Below are 22,957 nucleotides of genomic sequence, written 5' to 3' on the forward strand. Positions count from 1 at the left end.
GCCCCTGCCCCTGCCCCTGCCGACCCTCCCACCCCGGACTGCCCGATGACTCTCCCCGACACCGCCGCGAACGCGGCCGGCGCCGATCACACCTTCCAGGTGGACCTGCGCGGCCTCGTCGACCTCCTCTCCCACCACCTCTACTCCAGCCCCCGCGTCTACCTCCGCGAACTCCTCCAGAACGCGGTGGACGCGCTGACCGCCCGGCACGCACTCCGACCCGCCGTCGACGCGGACGCCTTCGGCATCCGCCTGTACGCCGACGGCTCCGTGGTCCGCGTCGAGGACGACGGTGTCGGCCTCACCGATGCCGACGTGCACGCCTTCCTCGCCACCATCGGCCGCAGCAGCAAGCGGGCCGAGGGGATCGCCGAGCAACGCGGCGACTTCATCGGTCAGTTCGGCATCGGTCTGCTCTCCTGCTTCCTGGTCGCCGACGAGATCCACGTCCTGAGCCGCTCCGCCCGCACCCCCGACGCGCCCGCCGTGGAGTGGCGCGGACGCGGCGACGGCAGCTACACCGTCCGCACCCTGCCCGCCTCCGCCCGCCCCCGGCCCGGCACCACCGTCACCCTGACGCCCCGCGCCGACGCGGGGGAGTGGACCCGCCCCGCCCAAGTCCACGCCCTGGCCCGGCACTTCGGCTCCCTGCTGCGCCACCCGGTGACCTTCGACGACGGCACGGCGGGCCCCGACGGCCCCGGCGTGCCCGTCAATCCCGAACCCGCCCCCTGGGAGCGCGCCCACCCCACCCCAGGAGCCCGCTCCCGCGCGCTCGCCGCGTACGGCGAGGAGGTCTTCGGGTTCGCCCCGCTGGACACCATCGAACTGGACCTGCCCGCCGTGGGCCTCAAGGGCATCGCCTGCGTGCTGCCCGAGACGGTGCCGGCCGGCCGCCGCCACGGCCACCGCGTGCACGTCAAGGGCATGCTGCTGTCCGAGCAGGCCGAGGAGATCCTGCCCGAGTGGGCGTTCTTCGTCCGCTGCGTCGTCGACGCCGAGGGCCTGCGCCCCACCGCCTCCCGCGAGTCCCTGTACGAGGACGAGACCCTCGCCGCCGTCCGCGAGGCCCTCGCCGAACGGCTGCGGGAGTGGATCGCCCGCGCCGCCGCCAGCGACCCCGACCTGCTCGGCCGCTTCCTCCGGATCCACCACCTGGCCGTGAAGTCCCTCGCCGTGCACGACGACGAGATCCTGCGGATGCTGCTGCCCTGGCTGCCGTTCGAGACCACCGACGGACACACCACCCTCGACGAGTTCGCCCGCACCCACCGCACCGTCCTCGTCACCTCCAGCGTGGAGGAGTTCCGGCAGATCGCCGCGATCGCCTCGGCCGCCGGACTCGGCGTCGTCAACGGCGGCTACACCTACGACCGCGAACTCGTCCACCGGCTCCCCGAGATCCGCCCCGAGGCCACCGTCGCCGACCTCGACCCGGCCACCCTCACCGCCCACCTCGACCCCGTCGACCGGGAGACCGAACTCGCCGCCGCGGCCTACCTCGCCCTCGCCCGCGACGCCCTGGCCGTCTTCGACTGCGACGTCGCCCTGCGCACCTTCCAGCCCGCCTCCGCGCCCGCCCTCCTCATGGACAGCCGCGAGGCCCGGCACGAGCGCACCCGCTCCCGGCTCGCCCGCGAGCAGGAAGGCGGCCTGTGGGGCGACATCCTCGGCGCGCTGCGCCAGGAGGCCCCGCGCGCCCAGCTCATCCTCAACCAGCTCAACCCGCTGGTCCGCGCCGCCGTCGCCATCGACGAACCGGAACTGGCCCGCACCAGCGCCGAAGCCCTTTACGGGCAGGCCGCGATGCTGTCCCGGCGCCCGCTCAGGCCCGCCGAGTCGAGCCTCATCAACCGCTCCTTCCTCGACCTTCTCGCCCACGCCCTCCGCAAGGACAGCTGACGATGCCCACCACATCCCCACCCCGGAACACGGACGAGCTGTATCAGGCGCTCCAGGAGAACGACCGGCGCCCCTACGGCCGCGCCCGCACCGTCACCGCCGAGGAACTCGCCGACGCGGCCGAGCGGTTCGAGGAGCCCGTACCCCTGGTCCACGCGCTGTTCGAACTCCAGGAGGCGTACACCTACGGCTCCGAACCCCGTAAGTCGCCCGTCGTCTTCGCCCGGCTGCTCACCCTCTTCGACGAGCAGCCCGACCTCTTCGACGAGCGGCTGCGCCACCTGCTGTTCTGGCGGTTCAAGTGGGTGGCCCACGCCCTGCGCCAGCTGCCCGAGATCCCCCTGACCAGCCTGCGCCAGTGGCTCACCGAGATGCGCGACCGCTACGAGAAGGCGGGCCTCGGCCTCCAGCCGTACTACGGCCAGGCCTACCAGCTCGCCGCCCACCTCGGCGAGGACACCGACCTCGCCTACGAGCTGTGGGCGGGCCGCGTCCGCACCCAGCTCAGCGACTGCGAGGCCTGCGAGATCTGCCAGCGCGCCCGCCACCACCTCGCGGCCGGCGACGACGAGCGGGCGCTGCGCGTCTGGGAGCCCGTCCTGGCCGGCCAGGAGTCCTGCCAGGAGGAACCGGCCCGCTCCGTCTCGTACGCGCTGCTGCCCCTGCTGCGCACCGGCCGCGCCGACCGGGCCCGCGCCCTGCACCTGGCCGGCTACCGCGGCTGCCGCCGCAACCCCTCGATGTCCGGGGAGGTCGGCCGGCACCTGGAGTTCTGCGCGCTGACCGGCAACGAGGCCCGCGGCCTGGAACTCCTCGCCGAGAACCGCACCCTGTTCGACGAGGTCGACTCCCCGCTGGACCAGCTCGACTTCCTCACCGGCGTCGAGGTCCTCCTCCAGCGCGTCGAGTCCCTCGGCCACGGCGGCCTGCCCGCCGCCGGCCCGTCGGGCCGCACCTGGACGGTGGCCGCCCTGCGCACCGAGATCCACGCCCGCGCCGACGACCTCGCCGCCCGTTTCGACACCCGGGGCGGCACCACGGTCCACACCGACCGCCGCGGGGACCGCCTCGCGAGGCAACCGCTCCTGGACACGCTGGAGCTCACCCTGCGCCCCCGCGCCCTCGACGATGTCGCCCCGGCCGCCCCCGCGGCCCCGCCCGCCGCCCGCCCGGCCTCCTCCGACGAGCCGGAGTCACTCCCCGAACTCATAGTCCAGGCACGGGCGTCGGAGCAGGAGGGGCATCCGGACGCACGGGCCCGCTGGGCGCGGCTGCGCACCCTCGCCGCCGCCCGCGACTACACCCACCCCGACGACCCGGCCGTGGGCCCGCTGGTCCGGCTGCGCGCCGACCTGCTGTCCGACGAGGCGGGCCTGGCGTCCGAGAAGGACGAGCACGCCCTCGCCGCCTCCCTCCACGAAGAGGCCGCGGGGCTGTACGAGGACGCCGGCCGGCCCGGGGACGCGGCGGTCTCGCGCGGCTGCGCCCTGCTCGCCGCCACCCAGCTCCAGGTGGAGGGCACCGACGCGGACGAGGCGAAGACCTCCGCGCTGACCGCCGCCCACGAGGCGGTCGTCCGCCTGCACGAGCAGACGCCCGGCCTCGCCCCGTACCAGGAGGCCCGGCTGCTGCGGCTGCGGGCGACCGCGCTCGGCCTGCGCCTGCAGACCTCGCGCGGCGAGCAGCACATCGCGCCGGTCTTCGCCGAGGTGGACCTGCTGGAGACGTTCGCCACCCGGCACGACCTCGCCGGGCAGCTCTCCGGCGCCCTGCTGCTGCGGGCCAGCACCCACGCCCTCTCCGGCGACCTGCCCGCCGCCGTCACCGGCATCGACGCCCTCCTCGACCGGCTGCGGACCCACGGCCCCGCCTGGCACCTGCCCCGCACGCTCGGCCTGCGCGGCCGGCTCCAGCTCGGCCTGCGCGACGCCGAGACCGCCCACGCGAACCTGACCGAGGCCCTGCGCCTGGCCGCGGACTGGCCGGCCGGCACGAGCGACACCGCCCGCCTGCACGGCGACCTGGCCGAGACCTGCATGCACCTGGGCCGCCCCGACGAGGCCCTGCGCCACCTGACCCGCTCGGCCGAACTCGACCTGCGCACCGGCAGCCGTACCGACGCGTTCTGCGCCTACGCCAACGCCGCGCAGCTCAGCCTCGACCTGGGCCGCGTCGAGGACTGCATCGCCCTGCTGGACTCCCTGCTCGCCGAACCCGACGTCACCGCCGGAGAGCTGGACGACCGGCTGGTGGCCCAGCTGCGCCTGACCCGCGCCCGCGCGCTGCACGCGGGGGAGGACCTCAAGGCCGCCACGGCGGAACTCGTCGCCCTCGCGGCCGAGTCGGCCGACTGGGACGACGACCCGGGCAGCCATGCCATGATCGCCGCGGAGACGGCCGTACTCCTCGGTGAGTCCGGCGAGTTCGACCGGGCCCGGCAGGCCGCCGGCCAGGCGCTCGCCGCCCACGCCCGCGCCCCGCGCTACGAGCAGCTCAGCAGTTGCCTGCGGGAACTCGCCCGGCTCCAGGCCCAGCGGCAGGGCCCCGAGGGCCTCGCCGACGCCCGGGCCCACCTCGCCGACGCCGCCCGGGTCGCCGACGAGGCCCGCGCCGCCGGACACGTGCCCCAGGGCCGCTCCCTGGACACCGCCCTGGCCTACGAGCACGGCAGGGTCAACGCCTACGCCGGTGCGTACGAGGACGCCCTCGCCGCCCTGGAGAAGGCCCTCGCCCTGCTCGGCGAACCGGGACCGGAGACCGACGGGGCCGGCGAGTGGGCCGAGTGCGTCCGGCTCGCGGGCGCCGTCGAGGGTATCTACCTGGAACGCCCCGTCCCGGCCCTGACCCGCCTCGACGCGGCCGTCGCCCGCCTCACCGCCCTGGGCCGTACCGAGGAGACCGAACCCCTGACCGCCCTGGCGGCCCGCCTGCGCGACGAGGAGTGACCCGGCACCGGGCGGTCCCCTCGGGGGGCCGCCCTCAGGGGCGTGCGGGCAGCCCGGAGCCGTCCACCGTGACCGAGCGCAGCAGCCGGTCGAGATAGGTGTGCAGCCGGCCCGCCATGTCGTACGTGTCCGGGGCGAGCGCCCACTGCAGCTGAAGTCCGTCCATGACGGCCGCCGCCTCCGCGGCGACGCCCTCGCAGTCGGTGTCCGCCCGGAGTTCGCCCCGTTCGACGGCTGCGCGCAGGGGCCGGGCGGAATGGCCGATGACCGTGCGGTAGCGGCGGGTGAAGAACTCGTGCGCGGGGTGGCCCCGTTCGCCCGCCTCGGCGGCCAGGACGTTGAACATCCTGGTACGGCCGGGCCGCGCCGCGTTGTACGCGGCGAGGGCGACCAGTGTCTCGAACGCCTCGACGGCGGACCGCGCCTCCGTCGCGAAGAACCGGGCGATGTCCTGCTCGTCGCTGTGCCGCAGGACCGAGACGAGCAGATCCTCCTTGCTGCGGAAGTGGTGCAGCAGACCGCCCTGGGTGATGCCGACGTCCTTCGCGATCCGCGCGAGCGAGGAGGCGTGGAAACCCCACTGCGCGAAGTGCTCGACGGCCACGTCGAGGATGCGGGCGCGGCGCTCGTCGCCCACCGCGTAACTGCCGCGAGCCGCGGATCTACGGGCCCTGGGGTCCTGAGTTCGGTCCATTCCTTCACCCTAGTCCGCGTCCCGGCAAGCCCTCCGAGGGTGTGATTCAAGCCACTTGTGAAAACATAGTACCTACTCGGTTTGTGCGCTTACCGTGTGGGCGTCGGACGGCGACGAAGCCGTCCCCCTCCCCACTGGAGAGCCGCCATGGCTGTCATCCCCGACGCCGCGCCGGACGCCGAGTCCCCCGCTCCGGCCCTGTCCGCGCCGCCCCAGCCCGTTCCCGGAACGCTTGTTTTCGGCCTCGCCTTCGCCCAGTTCGGCGTCATGCTCTCGCTGCTGACGCCGGTGATGGTCACCCTCGCGCTGCGGGTCGCGCAGATCGTCCCGGCGGACGACCGGGGCGCCGCCCTCGGCCAGGTCCTCTCCCTCGGCGCGATCCTCGCGATGATCGGCAACCCGGTCTTCGGCTCCCTGTCCGACCGCACCCGCGGCCGCTTCGGACGCCGCCGTCCCTGGCTGGTCGGCGGCATGGCGGCCGCGTTCCTCGGGCTGCTCGTGGTCGCCCTCGGCGGCAGCGTCCCGGTCCTCATGCTGGGCTGGGCACTGGCCCAGCTCGGCGGCAACGCGGCCCTGTCCGCGGTCGTCGCCGGCGTCCCCGACCTGGTGCCCGAGCAGCAGCGCGGCAAGGTCTCCGGCATCATCGGCATGATGACCTCGCTGGCGATGGTCGCCGGCACCGTGCTGGCCAACGTCTTCGACGACAGCCTCGCGCTGGCCTTCGTCGTGCCGGCCGTCGTCGGTCTCGCCGGGGTGAGCTACCTCGCCTCCGTGATGAAGGACCGCCCCGCCACCCCGGGCGCCTTCGCGCCGTACGGTCTCCGCGAGTTCCTGCGCTCCTTCTGGGTCAACCCGAAGCGGCACCCGGACTTCGCCTGGAACTTCGCCGGCCGCTTCCTGGTCTTCGTCGGCACCTCCTGCGTCACCAGCTACCAGGTGTACTTCCTGATGGACCGCCTCGGGTACGGCGAGGACGAGGTCTCCGGCAAGGTCCTGATCGGCACGGTCGCCATGGTCGCGGCGGTCGTCGCCGGCTCGCTCCTCGGCGGCGCCCTCTCCGACCGCTCGGGCCGCCGCAAGCCGTACGTCCTCGGCTCCTCGCTCATCCTCGCGCTCGGCCTGTTCCTCGTCGCGACGGCGTACTCCTTCCCGCTCTTCGTCCTCGCGATGGTCGTCTTCGGCTTCGGCGAGGGCCTCTACCTCTCGGTCGACGTCGCCCTCGCGGCGGCCGTCCTGCCCGACCCCGAGGAAGCCGCCAAGGACATGGGCGTCCTCAACATCGGCAACGCCCTCCCGCAGTCCCTCGTGCCGATCATGGCCCCGGCCCTGCTCGCCCTCGGCGGCGGCGGGAACTACGGCGCCCTCTTCCTCTTCGGCGGCGTCGCGTGCGTGCTCGGCGCGCTCGCCGTCCAGTTCATCCGCAGCGTCAAGTGAGGCAGCCCGCCATGAAGCCCCAGGTCCGCGACGAAGGCCACCCCTACCAGAACCCCGAACTCCCCGTGGAACAGCGGGTCGACGACCTCGTCGCCCGGATGACGGTGGCCGAGAAGGCGGGTCAGCTCTTCCACACCATGCTCGCCATGAAGCCCGACGGCTCGACCGTCGAGAAGGGCGACGCGGGCATGGTGGAGCTGGACACCACCCGCATGCTGCACACCCAGTACCTCACCCACTTCAACCTCCTGGGCACGTACGAGCCCGGCGCCATGGCGCGCTGGCACAACACCCTCCAGGCGATGGCCGCCGACACCCGCCTCGGCATCCCCGTCACCCTCTCCACCGACCCCCGCCACGCCTTCACCGACAACGTGGGCGCCTCCTTCGGCGCCGGCGCGTTCTCCGCCTGGCCCGAGCCGCTGGGGCTGGCCGCCCTGCGCGACCCGGACCTGGTGCACGCGTTCGCGGACACCGTCCGGCGCGAGTACCTGGCGGTCGGCTTCCGTGTCGCCCTGCACCCGCAGATCGACCTGGCCACCGAGCCCCGCTGGTCCCGGCAGAGCGGCACGTTCGGCTCCGACGCCGCCCTCACCGCACGGCTCGTCCGCGCCTACGTCCGCGGACTCCAGGGGGAGAAGCCGGGCCGGCACTCGGTCTCGGCGATGGTCAAGCACTTCCCGGGCGGCGGCCCGCAGAAGGACGGCGAGGACCCGCACTTCCCGCACGGCAAGGAGCAGGTCTACCCCGGCGGCATGCGCGACCTGCACCTGGAGCCCTTCAAGGCGGCGATCGCCGCCGGGTGCGCGCAGATGATGCCGTACTACGGGCAGCCCGTCGGCACCGACTGGGAGGAGGTCGGCTTCGGCTTCAACAAGGACGTCGTCCAGGGCCTGCTGCGGGACCGCCTCGGCTTCGACGGCATCGTCTGCACCGACTGGGGTCTGATCAGCGACGCGGAGATCTTCGGCGAGCGGCACGAGGCGCGCGCCTGGGGCCTGGAGTCGCTGTCGGAGGCGGACCGGGCGGCCCGGGTGCTGGAGGCGGGCTGCGACCAGTTCGGCGGCGAGGCCCGCCCCGAACTCGTCGAGGAACTCGTCGCCTCGGGCCGCGTCCCCGAGTACCGCCTGGACGCGTCCCTGCGCCGCGTCCTGCGGGAGAAGTTCGTCCTCGGCCTCTTCGACGACCCGTACGTCGACGCCGACCGGGCCGCCGAGACCGTCGGCCGCGCCGACTTCACCGAGGCGGGCGCCCGCGCCCAGCGCCGCTCCCTGACCCTCCTCACCAACCGGGAGCACACCCTCCCGGTGACCGGACGCCCCAGGCTGTACGTGGAGAACGTGGCGACCGGGACGGCGGCCGGGTACGGCGAGGTGGTGGCGGACCCGGCGCGGGCGGACCTCGCCGTCCTGCGGCTGCGCACCCCCTACGAGCCCCGCCCGAACAAGTTCGAGTCGATGTTCCACTCCGGTCGGCTCGACTTCACCGAGGAGGAACTGAAGCCGGTCCTCGACCTGCTGGACACGGTACCGACGGTCGTCTGCGTCAACCTGGAGCGGGCCGCGGTCATCCCGGAGATCGCGGAACGGGCCGCCGCGCTGATCGCCGACTACGGCGCCGACGACGCGGCGGTACTGGACGTGGTGTTCGGCCGGGCCGAGCCCGAGGGCAGGCTGCCGTTCGAACTGCCCCGTTCCATGGCGGCCGTCGAGGCGTCCCGCCCGGATGTCCCCGACGACACCGCCGACCCGCTCTTCCCCCGCGGGGCCGGCCTGCGGCTGTGACCAGCGCGGACCCGGCGGGGGTCACGTCTCAGGGGCCCGTCAGGTCCCCTGCCCACACCGCGGGCGTCCGGGCCGACCACGGGCTCGCCTGCTCCAGCTGGCCGGCGAGACGGAAGAGGCTGTCCTCGCGGCCGTGACCGGCGGCGAACTGCATCCCGACCGGGAGCCCCGTCCCGGGGTCCGCCGTCACCGGGACGGACATGGCGGGCGTGCCCGCCACGTTGAACACCGCGGTGAACGGCGCGCGGGACAGGACCCGGTCGAGCCACCCGTGGCCGTCCAGTGTCTCCTCCCCCTCGGCGAACGTGCCGAGGGGGACGGGGAGTTCGGGCAGGGTCGGGGTGAGCAGCACGTCGTACGCGTCGAAGGACCGGGCCAGGCTCCGGGCGACCCGGTTGCGCATCCCGAGGGCGGCGACGAACTGCGGGCCGGTGACCCGCCGTCCGTAGTGGTAGCTCGCCAGGACGGGCGGCTCCAGGGTCGAGGAGTCGACGGGCCGGCCGAGCGCGGCGGCCAGCTCGTCGACCTGGGCGGCCAGATTCGCCGCCCACTGCCGGGCGTTGGCCAGCACGAACTCCTCCCAGCCGGCCCCGAGGTCCACCTCCGCCTCCACCACCCGGTGGCCGAGGGATGCGAGCAGGGCGACGGTGCGCGCGAGGGCGTCGGCCACGGCAGCGGTGGTGCGGCGTCCGCCCCACGCCTGGGTGAGCACCCCGATCCGCAGCGAGCCCGGGTCACGGGTGACCTCCTGCGCGTACGGCCGGGACGGCGGCGCGGCGTAGTAGGGGTCGCCCGGTTCCGGGCCGCTGATCAGGTCGAGCAGGACCGCGCTGTCGCGCACGGAGCGGCTGACAGCGCCGTGCACGGCCAGGCCGTTGAAGACCTCGTCCACGCCGGGACCCATGGAGACCCGGCCGCGGGTGGGCTTCAGCCCGAACAGGCCGTTGCAGGCGGCGGGTATCCGCAGGGATCCGGCCGCGTCGGTGGCGTGCGCCATCGGCACCACCCCGGCGGCGACCGCGGCGCCCGCGCCCCCGCTGGAGCCGCCCGCGCTGCGCGCCACGTCCCACGGGTTGCGGGTCGCGCCGTACAGCACCGGTTCCGTCGTGACGCTGTACGCCATCTCCGGGGTCGCGGTCCGCCCGAACGTCACGAGGCCGGCCCGCCGGAAGCGGGTCATCAGGAAGGAGTCGGCGCCGGCGACGAGACCGGCCGCGAGCCGGCTGCCCAGCTCCGTGCGCCGCCCGGCCATGGTGACCCCGAGATCCTTGATCAGGAAGGGGACACCGGCCAGCGGCGCGCTGCCGGGAGCGGGCCGGTCGTCGGTGTCCCAGGTCTCCACGACGGCGTTGACCCGCGGACCGACCGCCCGCGCCGCCGCCCGTGCGGCGGCTTCCACCTCGGCGGGCGTCACCTCGCCCCCGGCCACCAGCTCCGCCAGTCCGACCCCGTCGAACCTCACGTACTCGGCAACTTCCACTGCCACTCCCGATGCGAAAAGAAAACACGAAAAGAAGATGAGAAAAGAACGCGAACGATACCGATGGGTCCCTGACGATACCGCTCGGTATCGCGTGGGACGGACTGGTACCGTACCAGGGGCCGAAAGGCCGGGGCCGAGGGGCCGAAACCGACCGGATGTCACGGAGCAGCCATGGAACCGACCGCCGCGAGGCCGTCCAGAAGACCGGACCGGGTGGCGAAACTGCCGCCCCGTGAGCGCATCCTCGACGCGGCGGAGGAGCTGTTCCAGAGCGAGGGGATCCGGCGGGTGGGCGTCCAGGCGATCGCCGAGCGGGCCGAAACCACCAAAATGGCGATCTACCGGCACTTCGAGACCAAGGACGCGCTGGTCGCGGAGTGGCTGCGGATCGTCGCCGCCGACTACCAGGCGGCCTTCGACCGGGCCGAGGCGGAACACCCCGGGCGGCCCAGGGAGCAGATCCTGGGCCTGGCCCGTTTCATCGCCGAGGGGCTGCCGGCGGTCTCGCACCGGGGCTGCCCGTTCATCAACTCCCTCGCCGAACTGCCCGACCGCGACCACCCCGCCCGGCAGGTGATCGAGGAACACAAGGCCCGCCAGACCCGCAGGCTGGCCGGCATGTGCGCCGAGGCCGGGCTGCCCGACCCCGACCAGGCCGCCGCCGAGATCACCTTCGTACTCGAAGGCGCGCAGGTCAGCACCCAGAACGGCAGCATCGACCGGGCGGGGGAGAGGCTGATGCGCATCGTCGAGGGGATCGTGGACCGGCACGACGCGCTCCGGGACCGCTGACCCTCCCCGGCCCGGCGCGCACCGCGCCGGGGATCAGCTGCCGCCCCTGCGGGCCGCCGTCCGGATCGCCAGTTCCGCCTCCGCCAGCCGGGTCAGCGGCGCCCGGTCCGCGAGCCCCGGCACACACACCGTCTCGCCGGTGTCCAGCGCCGCCAGCGAGGCGTCGACCACCTGGTCCACCGGCATGCCGCCGTCCTCGTGCACGGACTGCTCGCGCCCCGGCACCGGCTCCTGCCCCCGGGACCGGTGGAACTCGGTGGCGGTCAGACCGGGGCACAGCACCTGGATCCGCAACGGCGTACCGGCCAGTTCGGCAGCGAGCGTGCGGGTGAAGGTGACCACGTAGCCCTTCGTGCCGCCGTACACCGCGCGCTCGGGCAGCGGACGCGGCGGCAGCCCGCCCGCGAACGCCAGTTGCGAGGCGACGTTGACCACCGTGCCCCGCCCGCGTTCCAGCATGGCCGGGACCGCCGCCCGGGTGAGCGCGGTGACGGCGAGGACATTGATGCCGAGGACCTTCGTCATCAACTCCGGTTCGAGCCGGGCGAACGGGCCGTAGCCGTTGATCCCCGCATTGTTGAGCAGGAACCCGATGTCGTCGCCCGCCGCGCGCCGCGCCACCCGGGCCAGGTCGTCCGGCTCGGACAGGTCGGCCACGAGCGTCACCACCGTCGTGTCCGTCTCCGTACGCAGCCGCGTCGCGAGGTCGTCGAGCCGCTGCGCCCGCCGGGCCACCAGGACGGTGTCCCAGCCCTGTCCGGCCAGACGTCGCGCGTAGGCCGCGCCGATGCCCGAGGAAGCTCCCGTCACGAGGGCCGTGCCACGTTCCGTACTCATCCGCATGCCGCCTTTCGTGCTGCCGGCCGGTGTCGCCGCGACCGGTGCCGGACGCCCCGGCGGGCCTCCCCTGCAGGATCGCCCGTGTCCGCCCCGGAGGCGCTGCCGGGCGGGCACCGGAGGGAGAGCGGATAATCACGACATATGGGCCTGTGGGGCAAACGGAACGACATGGTGGTGCACGAACGGGAGCCGTTCAACGCCGAACCACCGCCCGCCGCGCTGACCGGCGGCGGCATCACACCCCTGGACGCCTTCTACAGCCGTAACCACGGTCCCGTCCCCGACGTCGACCCGGCCGGGTGGCGGCTGGAGGTGGACGGCCTGGTCGAGCGGCGGCTGAGCCTGTCGGCGGCCGAGCTGCGGGCCCGGTTCGAGGAGACGGAGGTCACGGCCACCCTCCAGTGCGCGGGCAACCGGCGGACGGAACTGACCGGCGTACGCGACATCCCCGGCGAGACACCGTGGGGTCCGTGCGCCCTGTCCACCGCCCGCTTCCGCGGCGTCCGGCTGGCCGACGTCCTCGCGTGCGCCGGTCTGGCCCCGCGTACGGCGCACATCGCGTTCACCGCCCCCGACGTCTCCCCGCTCGCCGATCCGCCGCAGCCCTACGGCGTCTCGATCCCGCTCGGCAAGGCGCTCGGGCCGGAGGTGCTCCTCGCCTGGACCATGAACGACCGCCCGCTGCCCCGTGTGCACGGAGCGCCGCTGCGCGCGGTGGTGCCGGGCTGGATCGGCGCCCGCAGCGTCAAGTGGCTGCACCGGGTCACCGCCCGGACCACACCGTCCGACGGCTACTTCCAGACCACCGCCTACCGCCTGCTCCCGGCCGGCCCCGGCCGCACCGGCCCCGGGGACGGCGTCCCGCTCGGACCGCTCACCCTGAACTGCGCCGTCCTGAGCCCCGCCGACGGCTCCCGCCCGCCCGCCGGCCCGACGGTGATCACCGGCTACGCCCTGGCCGGCGAGGGCCGCACCGTCGCCCGGGTCGACGTGTCACCGGACGGCGGCCGCTCCTGGACGCGGGCCGACCTGGACGAGGCCGCCGGCCCGTGGGTGTGGCAGCACTGGCGCACCGTACTGGACCTGCCCGCCGGCGCGTCGGAGGTCGTCGCCCGGGCCTGGGACTGCGCCGGTGCCACCACCCCCGAGTCACCCGCCACCGTGTGGAACCCCAAGGGCTACGCCAACACCTCCTGGCCACGCGTCCGCCTGTACTGCGGCTGACCCGGGCCCACCGGGCGTTTCCGCCCCGCTCCCCGGGGGACTCACCGCTCATGAACAGAAAGCCAGGTCACCGACGGATGGGGCAGAACCGCGTCCTGTGGCTGCTGGACGCCCTGGAACGCACCCCCAAGGCGGACACGGTCATCGACGTCCTGGGCAGGAGGGTGCGGGCGCTGCCGCTGGGGTCCGCGCGGGACCTGCTGCACGGCCGGTGGCTCGGGCACCCGGTCCACCCGCTGCTGGTGCAGGTGCCGATCGGCAGCTGGCTCTCGGCCGCCGTGCTCGACCTGTGCCCCGGCCGCTCCCGGGAGGCGGGCCTGCTCGTCGGCGTCGGGCTCGCGGCCGCCGCACCCGCCGCCGTGACGGGCGCCGTCGACTGGGCGGAACTCCACCCGCAGCAGCAGCGCGTCGGCCTGGTGCACGCCCTGGCCAACACGACGGCCCTGGGCCTCTACGGCGCCTCACTGCTCTGCCGCCTCACGGGCCGTCCGGCGGCCGGGCGGGCGTACGGCTTCCTCGGTCTGACGGCGGTCGGCGCGGGCGGCATGCTGGGCGGCCATCTGGCCTACCGTCAGGCATCCGGCGCCAACCACGCCGAGGAGGTACCGCACGTCGTCACGCCGGGCTGGCACCGGGTCGGCGACGTGGCGGAGTTCCCCGCCGGCGAGCCCGTACGGCGGACCGTGGACGACGTGCCGGTCCTGGTCGTGCGTGAAACCGGCGGCACCGTCCACGCGCTGGCCGAGCGGTGCAGCCACCTCGCCGGACCCCTGTCCGAGGGCGCGGTCGCCGACGGATGCGTCACCTGCCCCTGGCACGGCAGCGTCTTCCGGCTCTCCGACGGCTGGAACGTCCGCGGCCCCGCCACCGCGCCCCAGCCCGCCTTCGACACCCGCGTCGTCGACGGCCACGTCGAGGTGCGGCTGCGCGGGCAGGACGGCCCGGAGCCGGAAGCCGGCGGGGCCGGCGAGCGGACCCACGAGCACAGCGGCTGACGGACGCTCCCCCCTCCCAGCGGCATCCGGACATGTCATACGCCGGGCCCGCTGTCGCCCTGACTGGGCCACCAGGGGGAACCCTCCGGCCCATGGACGTGAGCGGTGGCCCGGAACCGCCCCCGGCGGAAAGACTGCGAGTGCACGTCCGCGCCGACCGCCGGAAACGGGGTACCCCGGCGGCGCGCGAGTCCCCCCTTGTCCTCAGGAGGCAGGCGTATGACGTTCAATCCGCTGGAGCAGCGGGGTATCCCGCTCGACCGCCAGCTGCGCAGCTGGCGCGAGCTGAACGTGGAGCCCATCGACCCGGACCGGTGCGACCCCTACACCCGCTGCCGGATCATCACCATGAACGGGATCGAGGTGGAGGCGATCCTCTTCAGCCACCAGCTCGCCCGGCACTGTCCCGACCCCGAGATCAAGCGGCAGCTGGCCCGCACCCGGTACATCGAGGCGCAGCAGCAGAAGGTCGTGAACTGGCTGCTTCCGGGGCTGTCCTCGGTGCTGGAGACGACGATCGCCTACGAGCAGGTCGCGGTGGACCTGACGGCGTGGGTGGCACGGATGGAGCCGGACCCGTACCTGAAGCAGGCGTACCAGTTCGGGGTGCTGGAGGACTTCGACCACCTGTACCGGTACGCGAACCTGTACGAGATGATCGAGCACCGCAAGGCGGAGTCGATCGTCGACAACCTCACCGAGGTCATGCCCGGCCGGCCCACCCGGTTCCATCACCGCGACCCGGTCGACAACGTCCGCGACCCGTACGACAAGGACACGACGAACCCGCTGTCCAAGCTGCACGCGCTGACCATCATGTCGGCGGAGCAGCAGACCATGAACTTCTACATGAACACCGGCCCCACCTACATGGAGCCGATCGCCCGCCAGCTCTACCAGGAGATCGGGCTGATCGAGGAGGAGCACGTCACCCACTACGAGTCCCTGGTGGACCCGGGGGAGACGTGGTGGGAGCAGCTCGTCAACCACGAGTACAACGAGTGCTACCTGTACTACTCCTTCATGGAGCAGGAGAGCGACCCCAGGGTCAAGGCGATCTGGGAGCTGCACCTGAACATGGAGCTGGAGCACCTGCACACCGCCTGCGACCTGATGCGCCGCCACGACGGCCGGGACCCCGCCTCGGTGCTGGCGCCCGAGCTGCCGAACGTGCTCACCTTCGAGCCGAACAAGGGCTATCTGCGGGAGCTGCTGGACACCCAGATGGATCTGACCACACTCGGGGCGGGCTACGTCCGCGAGGCGCACGAGCGGTTCGAGGCGATGCAGGAGCAGATCCACGGCGGCGAGGCCCCGCCGAGCGACCGCGTCATGGCCGAGCACGACGCCATGTTCGGCCGCGAGTACCGGGTCCAGTCCGAGGGCGAGCACCCCGACCCCGCCATGCGCGAGAAGTGAGGGGGCACGACATGTCCGAGCTGCACACCCCGCAGGCCGGGGACGACCACGCCGAGGACGACGACGTCGTGGCGCTGCTGATGCGCCAGCACGGCGACATCCGCAACCTCTTCGACGAGGTGGAGGCGTGCACCGGTGAGGAACGCCGGGACGCCTTCCGTCGGCTGGTGCGGCTGCTGGCGGTGCACGAGACCGCCGAGGAGGAGGTGATCCACCCCTTCGCGCGGCGCGCGTTCGACGGCGGCGAGGAGGTCGTCGCCGACCGGCTCGCCGAGGAGAAGGCCGCCAAGGAGACCCTCGCGGCCCTCGACGACATGGACACCGACGACCCGAAGTTCCTGTCCCGGCTGATGCGGCTGCGCACGGACGTGCAGGAACACGCCCGGGCCGAGGAGCGGTACGAGTTCACGCACATCCGGCGCAGCACCGACGCCGCGAGCCTGGCGGCCATGGCGCGGGCGATCAAGGCCGCCGAGGCGATGGCACCCACCCGCCCGCACCCGGGGGTGGAGTCGGGGGCCAAGAACATGGCCCTGGGCCCCGTCGCCGCCCTCATGGACCGCACCAAGGACGCCGCCCGCAGGGCCATGGGCAAGGGCTGAACGCCGGCTCGGGGCGGACGCCGGGCCCGGACGGTGAGTACGGGGGACCACCAGGGATCCGGCCCGGCGGTCAGGCCCCGACGGCTCCGTCGCGGTTCAACGGCCCCCAGGGGCCGCGCTGCCGGCGGATGATGTCACCGGCCTCGGCGATCACCCGCGCGTCGATCCAGCCCAGCGGCTCCACGTCCGTGACCAGCGGCTCGTTGTCCGGCCCACGGGCCACCTCCCGGCCGGCCAGCACCCAGGGGCGGGTGCCGGAGTGCTTCACCCGCGGCAGGTGGGAGTAGTCGTACAGCCGCCGGGCGACCCAGACGCCCGGCGGCCGGTCGCCCCACCAGCCCTCGACGTCCAGCGGGCTGGCCGACAGACCCGGCATCGCCACGCCGGTCAGATCGTCCGTGCTGGAGATCGCCGACAGATCCTTGCCGGGGCCCAGCGACCAGCGCACGTAGAGCCCGTGGCGGGCGGTCACCAGGGCGGTCAGGCCGCGCAGGGTGGTGAAGGTGGTCATGTGGGGGGTGTCCGTCATGGTCGTGCCGTTCTGCCGCTCGGATGAGGCCGCTCGGATGAGGCCGCTCGGATGAGGCCGCTGGGATGAAGCCGCTGGGACGAGGCCGCTGGGACGAGGGGCGTCCTTCCGCCGGTCCCGGGCCGGGTCATCGCCCCCGCGCCTGAGCGCGGGGCACGGGTCCCGCGTCCGCGTGGCGGCCGGGACGCGCCGCGGCGTGCTGCTGTCCGGGCCCCGGGCCCGAGCGGGCGGCCAGGGCGTCGGCGACGGCACCGGTCACGAAGGCGTACACCGTCTTGTGGAGCAGGTCGACCACCAGCTCCCGGCGGGGCCAGGTGGGCGGCGGGGCGCCCACGCCGGTGGCGTTCTCCAGGATCTGGTCGCTGGTGAACCGTACGACGGCGAACTGCGCCGACGACCAGGGCCCGCGCAGCCCGGCGTGTGCCATCACCGACCGCAGCACGCCCAGGGCAGCGCCCTGCCCGACGTGCATGGCGAGGTTCACCGGCGCGGGCTGACGGCCGCCCGGGTGTTCCGGCAGGCCGGTCAGCCGCTGCAAGGTCCGGGCGGGCACATGGGAATCGGGGCGGCCGGTCAGCCGCTGCTCGGCCTTCTCGGCCAGCGTCATCACCACGACCCCGGCCGTGCCGGCCGCCAGCCCCTGCCACCACGCGTGTTTCCTCATGCCGTCGCGAGTACCCGCGCCCTCGCGTGTTCACCTCGTTCCGCCCCGGCGCCCGGCTGCCCGAGACGCCCCGCGCTACGTGACGACGGGCGGCCCGCCGTCCGGGCCCAGGACCGCCCGCTGACCCCGGCGGCAGTGCACGATCCGGTCGGCGAGCCCCGCGCGGCCGGCCTCGGCCAGGAAGGCGTCGAGCGGTGAGCGGAAGACCGTGTAGTCGTCGTAGTGCACCGGCAGGATCAGCCGTGGACCGAGCCGCCGCGCCAGTTCCGCGCCCTGGCGTCCGTCCATGGTCACCACGAAGCCGCCCGGCAGCGTCGTACCGCCCAGGTGGAGCACGGCGAGGTCCAGTCCGGGGTGGCGCCGGGCGATCTCGTCCAGGCCGTCGAAGAGCAGGGTGTCGCCGGAGAGGTAGAGACGGTGCCGCGCGGGCCCGCCGAGCGGTCCGAACTCCAGCAGGCTCCCCATCACCGGTGGCAGCAGGCGCCGCAGCACCGGGTGGCCGGCGTGCCGGGCGGGCAGCGCGGTGACGCGCACCTGGGCGTCCCCGTGCCGCACGGTCTCCTCCTGCCAGGTGCGCAGCCCGACGGCCCGGTGGAAGCCGTGCACGGCCTGGAGCCGGCGGGACGCGTGCGGGGTGGTGACGATCGGCAGGGACCGGGACAGGTGCCGCCTGGCCCGGCGGTCCCAGTGGTCGCCGTGCAGGTGGGACAGCACCACGGCGTCGAGGGCCGGCAGGTGGCGCGGGTCCAGGTCGGGCTCGGTCAGACGGCGGCTGACCAGCCCGTACCCGAGGTGGGCGAGCTGGCCGCGGTGCAGGAAGTTCGGGTCGGTGAGCAGACTCAGCCCGCGGTACCGGAGCAGCACGGTGGCGTTGCCGATGAAGTGGAGCCGCAGTGAGTCGTCGGGGGAGGACGGGTCCATGAGTGATCGATCCTGTCCAGGAGTGCTCGGCCGGGCCCGGGCGCCCGGGCCCTCGGGCACGGACGGAGTACCCTTCGGAGGAGGGCTCACCCGAACCCGCCGCCGGGTGCCCTCAGCGGTTCGGCTCGGCCGCGCTGATCCGCGCCAGGACGCACGTGGGGTCCTGATCGACGGCCACGTCTCCCAAGGTGACGATGCCGACCGGGCGGCCGTCGTCGACCACGGGCAGCCGGCGCAGGGCCTTGCCCCGCATCAGCTGCACCGCCCGGTCGACGTCGTCCTCGGGGGCGACGCACACCACGTCCCCGCTGCACGCCTCGGCGACCGTCCGGGCGGAGGCGTCCTGGGCGTCGGCGAGGATGCGCACCGTCAGGTCACGGTCGGTGACCAGCCCGCGCAGCCGCCCGTCGGCCACCACCAGTACCGCGCCGATGTCCTTGTCGCGCATGACACGGGCCACCTCCGGGACCGGGGTGTCCGGGGCCACGGTGACCGGGCCGAGGGTCATCACCTCGCGTACCTGCGGAGCCATTTCCTTCTCCTTGCCGGACAACGGACGTGAAGGAGAGGTACCACTCCCGGTGCGGATCGAACCGGCGACGTGCCAACGCGGGGGCGGAACACGGGCGTTGACCTGCCCGCCCCCGCGTCCCGGGCCGGGATCAGGCGTCGACCGCCGGGTAGGTCGGGTACTCCACGCCGGAGACGTGCTGGACGACCCGGACCACCTGGCAGGAGTAGCCGAACTCGTTGTCGTACCAGAGGTAGAGGATCGCGTTGTCGCCCTCGACCTTCAGCGCGCCGGCGTCGACGATCGAGGCGTGCCGGGAGCCGATGAAGTCGCTGGAGACCGCGTCCGGGGCGGTGATGAAGTCGATCTGGCGCTTCAGCGGCGACGTCAGCGACACCTCGCGCAGGTGGTCCAGGACCTCCTCGCGGGTGGTCTCGCGGGCGAGCTGGAGGTTGAGGATCGCTATCGACACGTCCGGCACCGGGACGCGGATCGAGGAGCCGGTGATCCGCGCCTTCAGGTCCGGGAGCGCCTTGGCGACGGCCGAGGCGGCGCCGGTCTCGGTGATCACCATGTTCAGCGGCGCCGAACGGCCCCGCCGGTCGGACTTGTGGTAATTGTCCAGCAGGTTCTGGTCGTTGGTGAACGAGTGGACCGTCTCGACGTGCCCGCGCAGCACACCGTACTCGTCGGCCATCGCCTTCAGCGGCGGCACGATCGCGTTGGTGGTGCAGGAGGCGCAGGAGATGATCCGCTCGTCCGGTTTGACCGTCTCGTGGTTGACGCCGTGCACGATGTTGGGGACGTCGCCCTTGCCGGGCGCGGTCAGCACCACCTTGTCGATGCCCGGGCGCAGGTGCTTCGACAGGCCCTCCCGGTCGCGCCAGCGGCCGGTGTTGTCGATGAGGATGGCGTTCTTGATCCCGTGCGCCGTGTAGTCCACCGCCGTCGGGTCGGCGGAGTAGATGACCTTGACGGCGTTGCCGTTGGCGACGATGGTGCTGTTCGCCTCGTCGACGGTGATCGTGCCCTGGAACTGGCCGTGGATGGAGTCCCGGCGCAGCAGCGAGGCGCGCTTGACGAGGTCGCCGCCCCCGCTGTCGCGGACGACGATGGCGCGCAGCCGCAGCCCGTTGCCGGAGCCGGCCTTCTCGATCAGCAGCCGGGCCAGCAGCCGGCCGATGCGGCCGAAGCCGTAGAGGACGACGTCCCGCGGCTCACGGCGGTCGATCTTGTTCGCGCCCGTGGCCCCGGCGACGGCCTCGGCGGTGAACTCGGCCACCGACAGCCCCCGGTCGTCGGCCTTGTAGGTCGCGGCGAGCATGCCGATGTCGATCTGGGACGGGCCGAGGTCGAGCGTGGTGAGCGCCTGGAGGAAGGGCAGCGTCTCGGTGACCGACAGCTCCGCGCCGGCGATCTGCCGGGCGAAGCGGTGCGTCTTCAGGATGCTGACCACCGACTTGTTCACCAGGGAGCGGCTGTGCAGCAGGACCGTCACGTCCCGCTCCCGGTGCAGCTTCCCGATCATCGGGATCATCGATTCCGCGATCTCCTCGCGGTTCTTCCAGTCGGTGAACGAGTCGTCGTTGACAGTCACGGTTCCATCTTTCGAGCTAGGCGGCGCTCATATGTTAACCACACCGCCCCGATGATCGATCAAGTGGGGGCAGGGGTGATCGAATGAGCGCCGCCCGGCCTCGGTGACAGGGCTCGCGCGGTCTCGGTGACCGGGCCCGCGCTACCCCGCCAGCCAGGCCAGCGCGCCCACCGTCAGCGCCCGCACACCGGTGTCGAGCGTGGGCTGCGGGACCGGGGCGAACCTCGGGCTGTGGTTGGAGGGCACGTCCTGCCGGAGGGTGCCCCGCCGCTCGGCCCGGGCATACGCCTGCGGCGCGATGCCGCCGATGCCCCAGTAGGTGTACGGGACGCCGAACGCCGCCGGGATCTCGCTCAGGTCCTCGCTGGCCGTCTGGAGTTCGACGGTGTGCAGACTGTCGCCGAAGTGGTCCGCGAACGCGTGGGTGACGGTCTCGGTCACGCCGGCGTCGTTGACCGTCGGCGGGAACGACCGCAGGTGCTCGATCTCCGGCTCCTTCGGCGCCCCGGACGCCTGCGCCTCCGCGCGCACGATCCGCTCGATCGCGGCCAGCACCTGCTCGCGCACGGTCTCGTCGTACGTGCGCACGTTGAGCTGGAGGACGGCGTGGTCGGGGATGATGTTCGGCCCGGTGCCGGCCTGGATGCTGCCCACGGTGACGACGACGGGCGTGGTCGCGCCGGTCTCGCGGGAGACCACCGTCTGGAGCCGGATCACGCACATCGCCGCCATGACGACGGGGTCGACCCCGGTCTGCGGGGCCGAGCCGTGCGCGCCCCGCCCGTGCAGGGTGATCCGCAGGTTGTCGGCGGCGGAGAGGAAGGAGCCGGGGCGCGTGCCGACGTATCCGGCCGGGTACGGCAGTACGTGCTGGGCGAGGACCACGTCCGGCCGCGGCACCTTCTCCGTCAGACCGTCGTCGAGCATGGCCCGGGCGCCGTCACCATTCTCCTCCGAGGGCTGGAACAGCACGACCAGGGTGCCCCGCCAGGCGCCCTCCGGCGCCGCCGCCATCAGCCGGGCGAACCCGGCCATGCAGGCCACGTGCACGTCGTGCCCGCAGGCGTGCATCACCGGCCGCTCCTGGCCCTCCGCGTCCTTCGCCGTGACCGTCGACGCGTACGGCAGACCGGTCGCCTCCCGCACCGGCAGGGCGTCCATGTCCGCGCGCAGCAGCACCGTGGGACCGGTGCCCCGCGTCAGCACGCCGGTCACGCCGGTCCCGCCCAGCCCCTCCGTCACCTCGTAACCGCAGCCGCGCAGCACCTCGGCCGCCTTCCCGGCGGTGCGGTGCTCCCGGAAGCCCAGCTCGGGGTGGGCGTGCAGGTCGCGGTACAGGTCCTCCACGTCGGACCGGATGTCGTTCAGGCCGGACAACACGGCCTGCGCTGCCGTCTCGACGGTCATGGCGATGCCTCCCACTCGGTTGATCTTCAGGCGTCAGCGAAACACCCCGGGGGCAGTGCCGCAATCGACCGCCGGGCGCTACCGGACCGGCGGCGGTCCGCTGCTGCGCCGCACCACCAGCTCGGCCGGGACCGGCGCGCCCGACGGCGGCGTCCCGGCGCCGTCGATCCGGTCGAGGAGCAGCCGCAGCGACCGGGTGCCGAGTTCGGCGAAGTCGGTGCGCACCGTGGTCAGCGGGGGCAGGAAGTGGGCCGCCTCCGGAATGTCGTCGTAGCCGACCACGCTGATCTCGCCGGGGACGGGCCGCCCGGCCTCGTGCAGGGCGTGCAGGACGCCCAGCGCCATCTGGTCGTTGGAGACGAACACCGCCGTCGTCCCCGCCCGCCGCGCCAGCCGCCGGCCCAGTTCGTACCCGGCGTCCGCGCTCCAGTCGCCGACGAGCGGCTCGGGCACCTCGGCCCCGGCCTCCTCCAGGGCACCCCGCCAGGCGGCCAGCCGCAGGTCGGCGGAGGTCCAGCCGGCCGGGCCCGCGATGTGGTGGACGGTGCGGTGGCCGAGGGACAGCAGGTGCCCGGTGGCCTTGCGGGCCCCGCTGCCGGAGTCACCGACGACCGCCGGGGTGTCGTCCAGCACCACCAGGGGCGCGGTCAGAGCGGTGTCCGCGAGGGCCCGGCCCACCCACCGCTGCGGCGCGATGGCGATCACCCCGTCCGCGCCCTCGGCCGACAGCCGGTCCACGGCCTCGACCACCGTGTCCCGGTCGGCCGTGTCCAGGGCGATGGAGCTGACCAGGTAACCGGCCTTCTGCGCCGCCGTGTCGATCGCGGCCAGGACGGCGGCAGGACCGTAGCGCGCGGCGTCGAACGAGATGACGCCCAGCATCCGGGTCCGTCCGCTGGCCAGGGACCGCGCGCTGCGGCTGGGGCGGTACCCGAGCGCCCGCATGGCCTCACGCACCGCCTCCCGGGTCTCCGGACGGACGGCGGGATGGTCGTTGAGCACCCGGGAGACGGTCTGTTTGGAGACGCCCGCGCGGCGTGCCACGTCGTCCATCACGGGACGCGCCCCGGCGAAGCCCCGCCGGCTGCGCCGCGTGGGGCCCTCGGGTGCGCTCGGGCTCATGACCGGTCCGTCCCTCCGCGTCGGCAGGCGGCGGTACGGCGGACCCGTCCCGCCCGGCAGAAGCACAGCATAGGCCGGGCGGGACGGGCGGT

The 22,957-nt window shown here is 73.8% G+C and carries 19 protein-coding genes; 9 read left to right on the top strand and 10 right to left on the bottom strand.

The features are described from left to right. Window positions 1–45 precede the first annotated feature (45 nt). Both J7I94_RS28985 and J7I94_RS28990 read left to right on the top strand, forming a co-directional pair. Window positions 46–1,902, top strand: coding sequence for an HSP90 family protein (locus J7I94_RS28985; protein ID WP_215171706.1), 1,857 nt, complete (start codon window positions 46–48; stop codon window positions 1,900–1,902). Window positions 1,903–1,904: 2 nt separating this feature from the next. Beyond that, window positions 1,905–4,847, top strand: a complete 2,943-nt coding sequence (locus J7I94_RS28990) for a hypothetical protein (protein ID WP_215171708.1) — start codon at window positions 1,905–1,907, stop codon at window positions 4,845–4,847. A gap of 34 nt (window positions 4,848–4,881) precedes the next feature. On the opposite strand, the gene J7I94_RS28995 is transcribed toward J7I94_RS28990, so the two are convergent. Next, a complete protein-coding gene (locus J7I94_RS28995; protein ID WP_215171710.1) occupies window positions 4,882–5,541 on the bottom strand; it encodes a TetR/AcrR family transcriptional regulator in 660 nt (219 codons plus the stop codon). Window positions 5,542–5,688: 147 nt separating this feature from the next. On the opposite strand from J7I94_RS28995, the gene J7I94_RS29000 reads away from it, so the two are divergent. Beyond that, window positions 5,689–6,975, top strand: a complete 1,287-nt coding sequence (locus J7I94_RS29000) for an MFS transporter (RefSeq protein WP_215171712.1) — start codon at window positions 5,689–5,691, stop codon at window positions 6,973–6,975. An 11-nt stretch (window positions 6,976–6,986) separates the two neighbouring features. Further along, on the top strand, window positions 6,987–8,759 hold the full coding sequence (locus J7I94_RS29005; RefSeq protein ID WP_215171714.1) for a glycoside hydrolase family 3 protein: 1,773 nt from the start codon (window positions 6,987–6,989) through the stop codon (window positions 8,757–8,759). Window positions 8,760–8,787: 28 nt separating this feature from the next. Here J7I94_RS29005 and J7I94_RS29010 read toward each other — a convergent pair whose 3' ends face one another. Next, window positions 8,788–10,239, bottom strand: a complete 1,452-nt coding sequence (locus tag J7I94_RS29010) for an amidase (protein ID WP_215171767.1) — start codon at window positions 10,237–10,239, stop codon at window positions 8,788–8,790. Between the two features lie 174 nt (window positions 10,240–10,413). Here J7I94_RS29010 and J7I94_RS29015 point away from each other — a divergent pair, with 174 nt between their 5' ends. Further along, window positions 10,414–11,034, top strand: coding sequence for a TetR/AcrR family transcriptional regulator (locus J7I94_RS29015; RefSeq protein WP_215171716.1), 621 nt, complete (start codon window positions 10,414–10,416; stop codon window positions 11,032–11,034). Window positions 11,035–11,067: 33 nt separating this feature from the next. Here J7I94_RS29015 and J7I94_RS29020 read toward each other — a convergent pair whose 3' ends face one another. Continuing rightward, on the bottom strand, window positions 11,068–11,871 hold the full coding sequence (locus J7I94_RS29020; RefSeq protein ID WP_215171718.1) for an SDR family oxidoreductase: 804 nt from the start codon (window positions 11,869–11,871) through the stop codon (window positions 11,068–11,070). Window positions 11,872–12,042: 171 nt separating this feature from the next. On the opposite strand from J7I94_RS29020, the gene J7I94_RS29025 reads away from it, so the two are divergent. The 4 genes from J7I94_RS29025 to J7I94_RS29040 all read left to right on the top strand — a co-directional run bounded on the left by J7I94_RS29025 (window position 12,043) and on the right by J7I94_RS29040 (window position 16,114). Beyond that, window positions 12,043–13,098, top strand: a complete 1,056-nt coding sequence (locus J7I94_RS29025; RefSeq protein WP_251075910.1) for a sulfite oxidase — start codon at window positions 12,043–12,045, stop codon at window positions 13,096–13,098. 77 nt (window positions 13,099–13,175) lie between these two features. After that, window positions 13,176–14,093 (top strand): Rieske (2Fe-2S) protein, encoded by a 918-nt coding sequence (locus J7I94_RS29030; protein ID WP_215171722.1) that lies wholly within the window; start codon window positions 13,176–13,178, stop codon window positions 14,091–14,093. Window positions 14,094–14,312: 219 nt separating this feature from the next. Beyond that, window positions 14,313–15,512 carry a hypothetical protein gene (locus J7I94_RS29035; protein ID WP_215171724.1) on the top strand — a complete coding sequence of 400 codons (1,200 nt, stop codon included), beginning with the start codon at window positions 14,313–14,315 and terminating at the stop codon, window positions 15,510–15,512. A gap of 11 nt (window positions 15,513–15,523) precedes the next feature. After that, window positions 15,524–16,114 (top strand): hemerythrin domain-containing protein, encoded by a 591-nt coding sequence (locus J7I94_RS29040; RefSeq protein WP_215171726.1) that lies wholly within the window; start codon window positions 15,524–15,526, stop codon window positions 16,112–16,114. Window positions 16,115–16,184: 70 nt separating this feature from the next. Here the strand turns inward: J7I94_RS29040 and J7I94_RS29045 are convergent, their stop codons facing one another. The 7 genes from J7I94_RS29045 to J7I94_RS29075 form a co-directional block, all read right to left on the bottom strand. Further along, window positions 16,185–16,643, bottom strand: a complete 459-nt coding sequence (locus J7I94_RS29045) for a DUF6098 family protein (RefSeq protein ID WP_374198434.1) — start codon at window positions 16,641–16,643, stop codon at window positions 16,185–16,187. A 127-nt stretch (window positions 16,644–16,770) separates the two neighbouring features. Further along, window positions 16,771–17,307: a hypothetical protein gene (locus tag J7I94_RS29050; RefSeq protein WP_215171728.1), complete on the bottom strand. Its 537-nt coding sequence runs from the start codon at window positions 17,305–17,307 to the stop codon at window positions 16,771–16,773. 75 nt (window positions 17,308–17,382) lie between these two features. Next, a complete protein-coding gene (locus tag J7I94_RS29055) occupies window positions 17,383–18,228 on the bottom strand; it encodes an MBL fold metallo-hydrolase (protein WP_215171730.1) in 846 nt (281 codons plus the stop codon). Between the two features lie 112 nt (window positions 18,229–18,340). After that, window positions 18,341–18,760: a CBS domain-containing protein gene (locus tag J7I94_RS29060; RefSeq protein ID WP_215171732.1), complete on the bottom strand. Its 420-nt coding sequence runs from the start codon at window positions 18,758–18,760 to the stop codon at window positions 18,341–18,343. Between the two features lie 130 nt (window positions 18,761–18,890). Further along, window positions 18,891–20,336, bottom strand: a complete 1,446-nt coding sequence (locus tag J7I94_RS29065) for a glyceraldehyde-3-phosphate dehydrogenase (RefSeq protein ID WP_215171734.1) — start codon at window positions 20,334–20,336, stop codon at window positions 18,891–18,893. 141 nt (window positions 20,337–20,477) lie between these two features. Beyond that, window positions 20,478–21,743, bottom strand: a complete 1,266-nt coding sequence (locus J7I94_RS29070) for an amidohydrolase (RefSeq protein WP_215171736.1) — start codon at window positions 21,741–21,743, stop codon at window positions 20,478–20,480. A gap of 78 nt (window positions 21,744–21,821) precedes the next feature. After that, the gene (locus J7I94_RS29075) at window positions 21,822–22,865 is read right to left on the bottom strand and encodes a LacI family DNA-binding transcriptional regulator (protein WP_215171737.1); all 1,044 of its coding nucleotides are present in this window, start codon (window positions 22,863–22,865) and stop codon (window positions 21,822–21,824) included. Between the last annotated feature and the right edge of the window lie 92 nt (window positions 22,866–22,957).

Origin of the sequence: Streptomyces sp. ISL-12 (assembly GCF_018614415.1) — a bacterium.
Classification (GTDB): Bacteria; Actinomycetota; Actinomycetes; order Streptomycetales; family Streptomycetaceae; genus Streptomyces.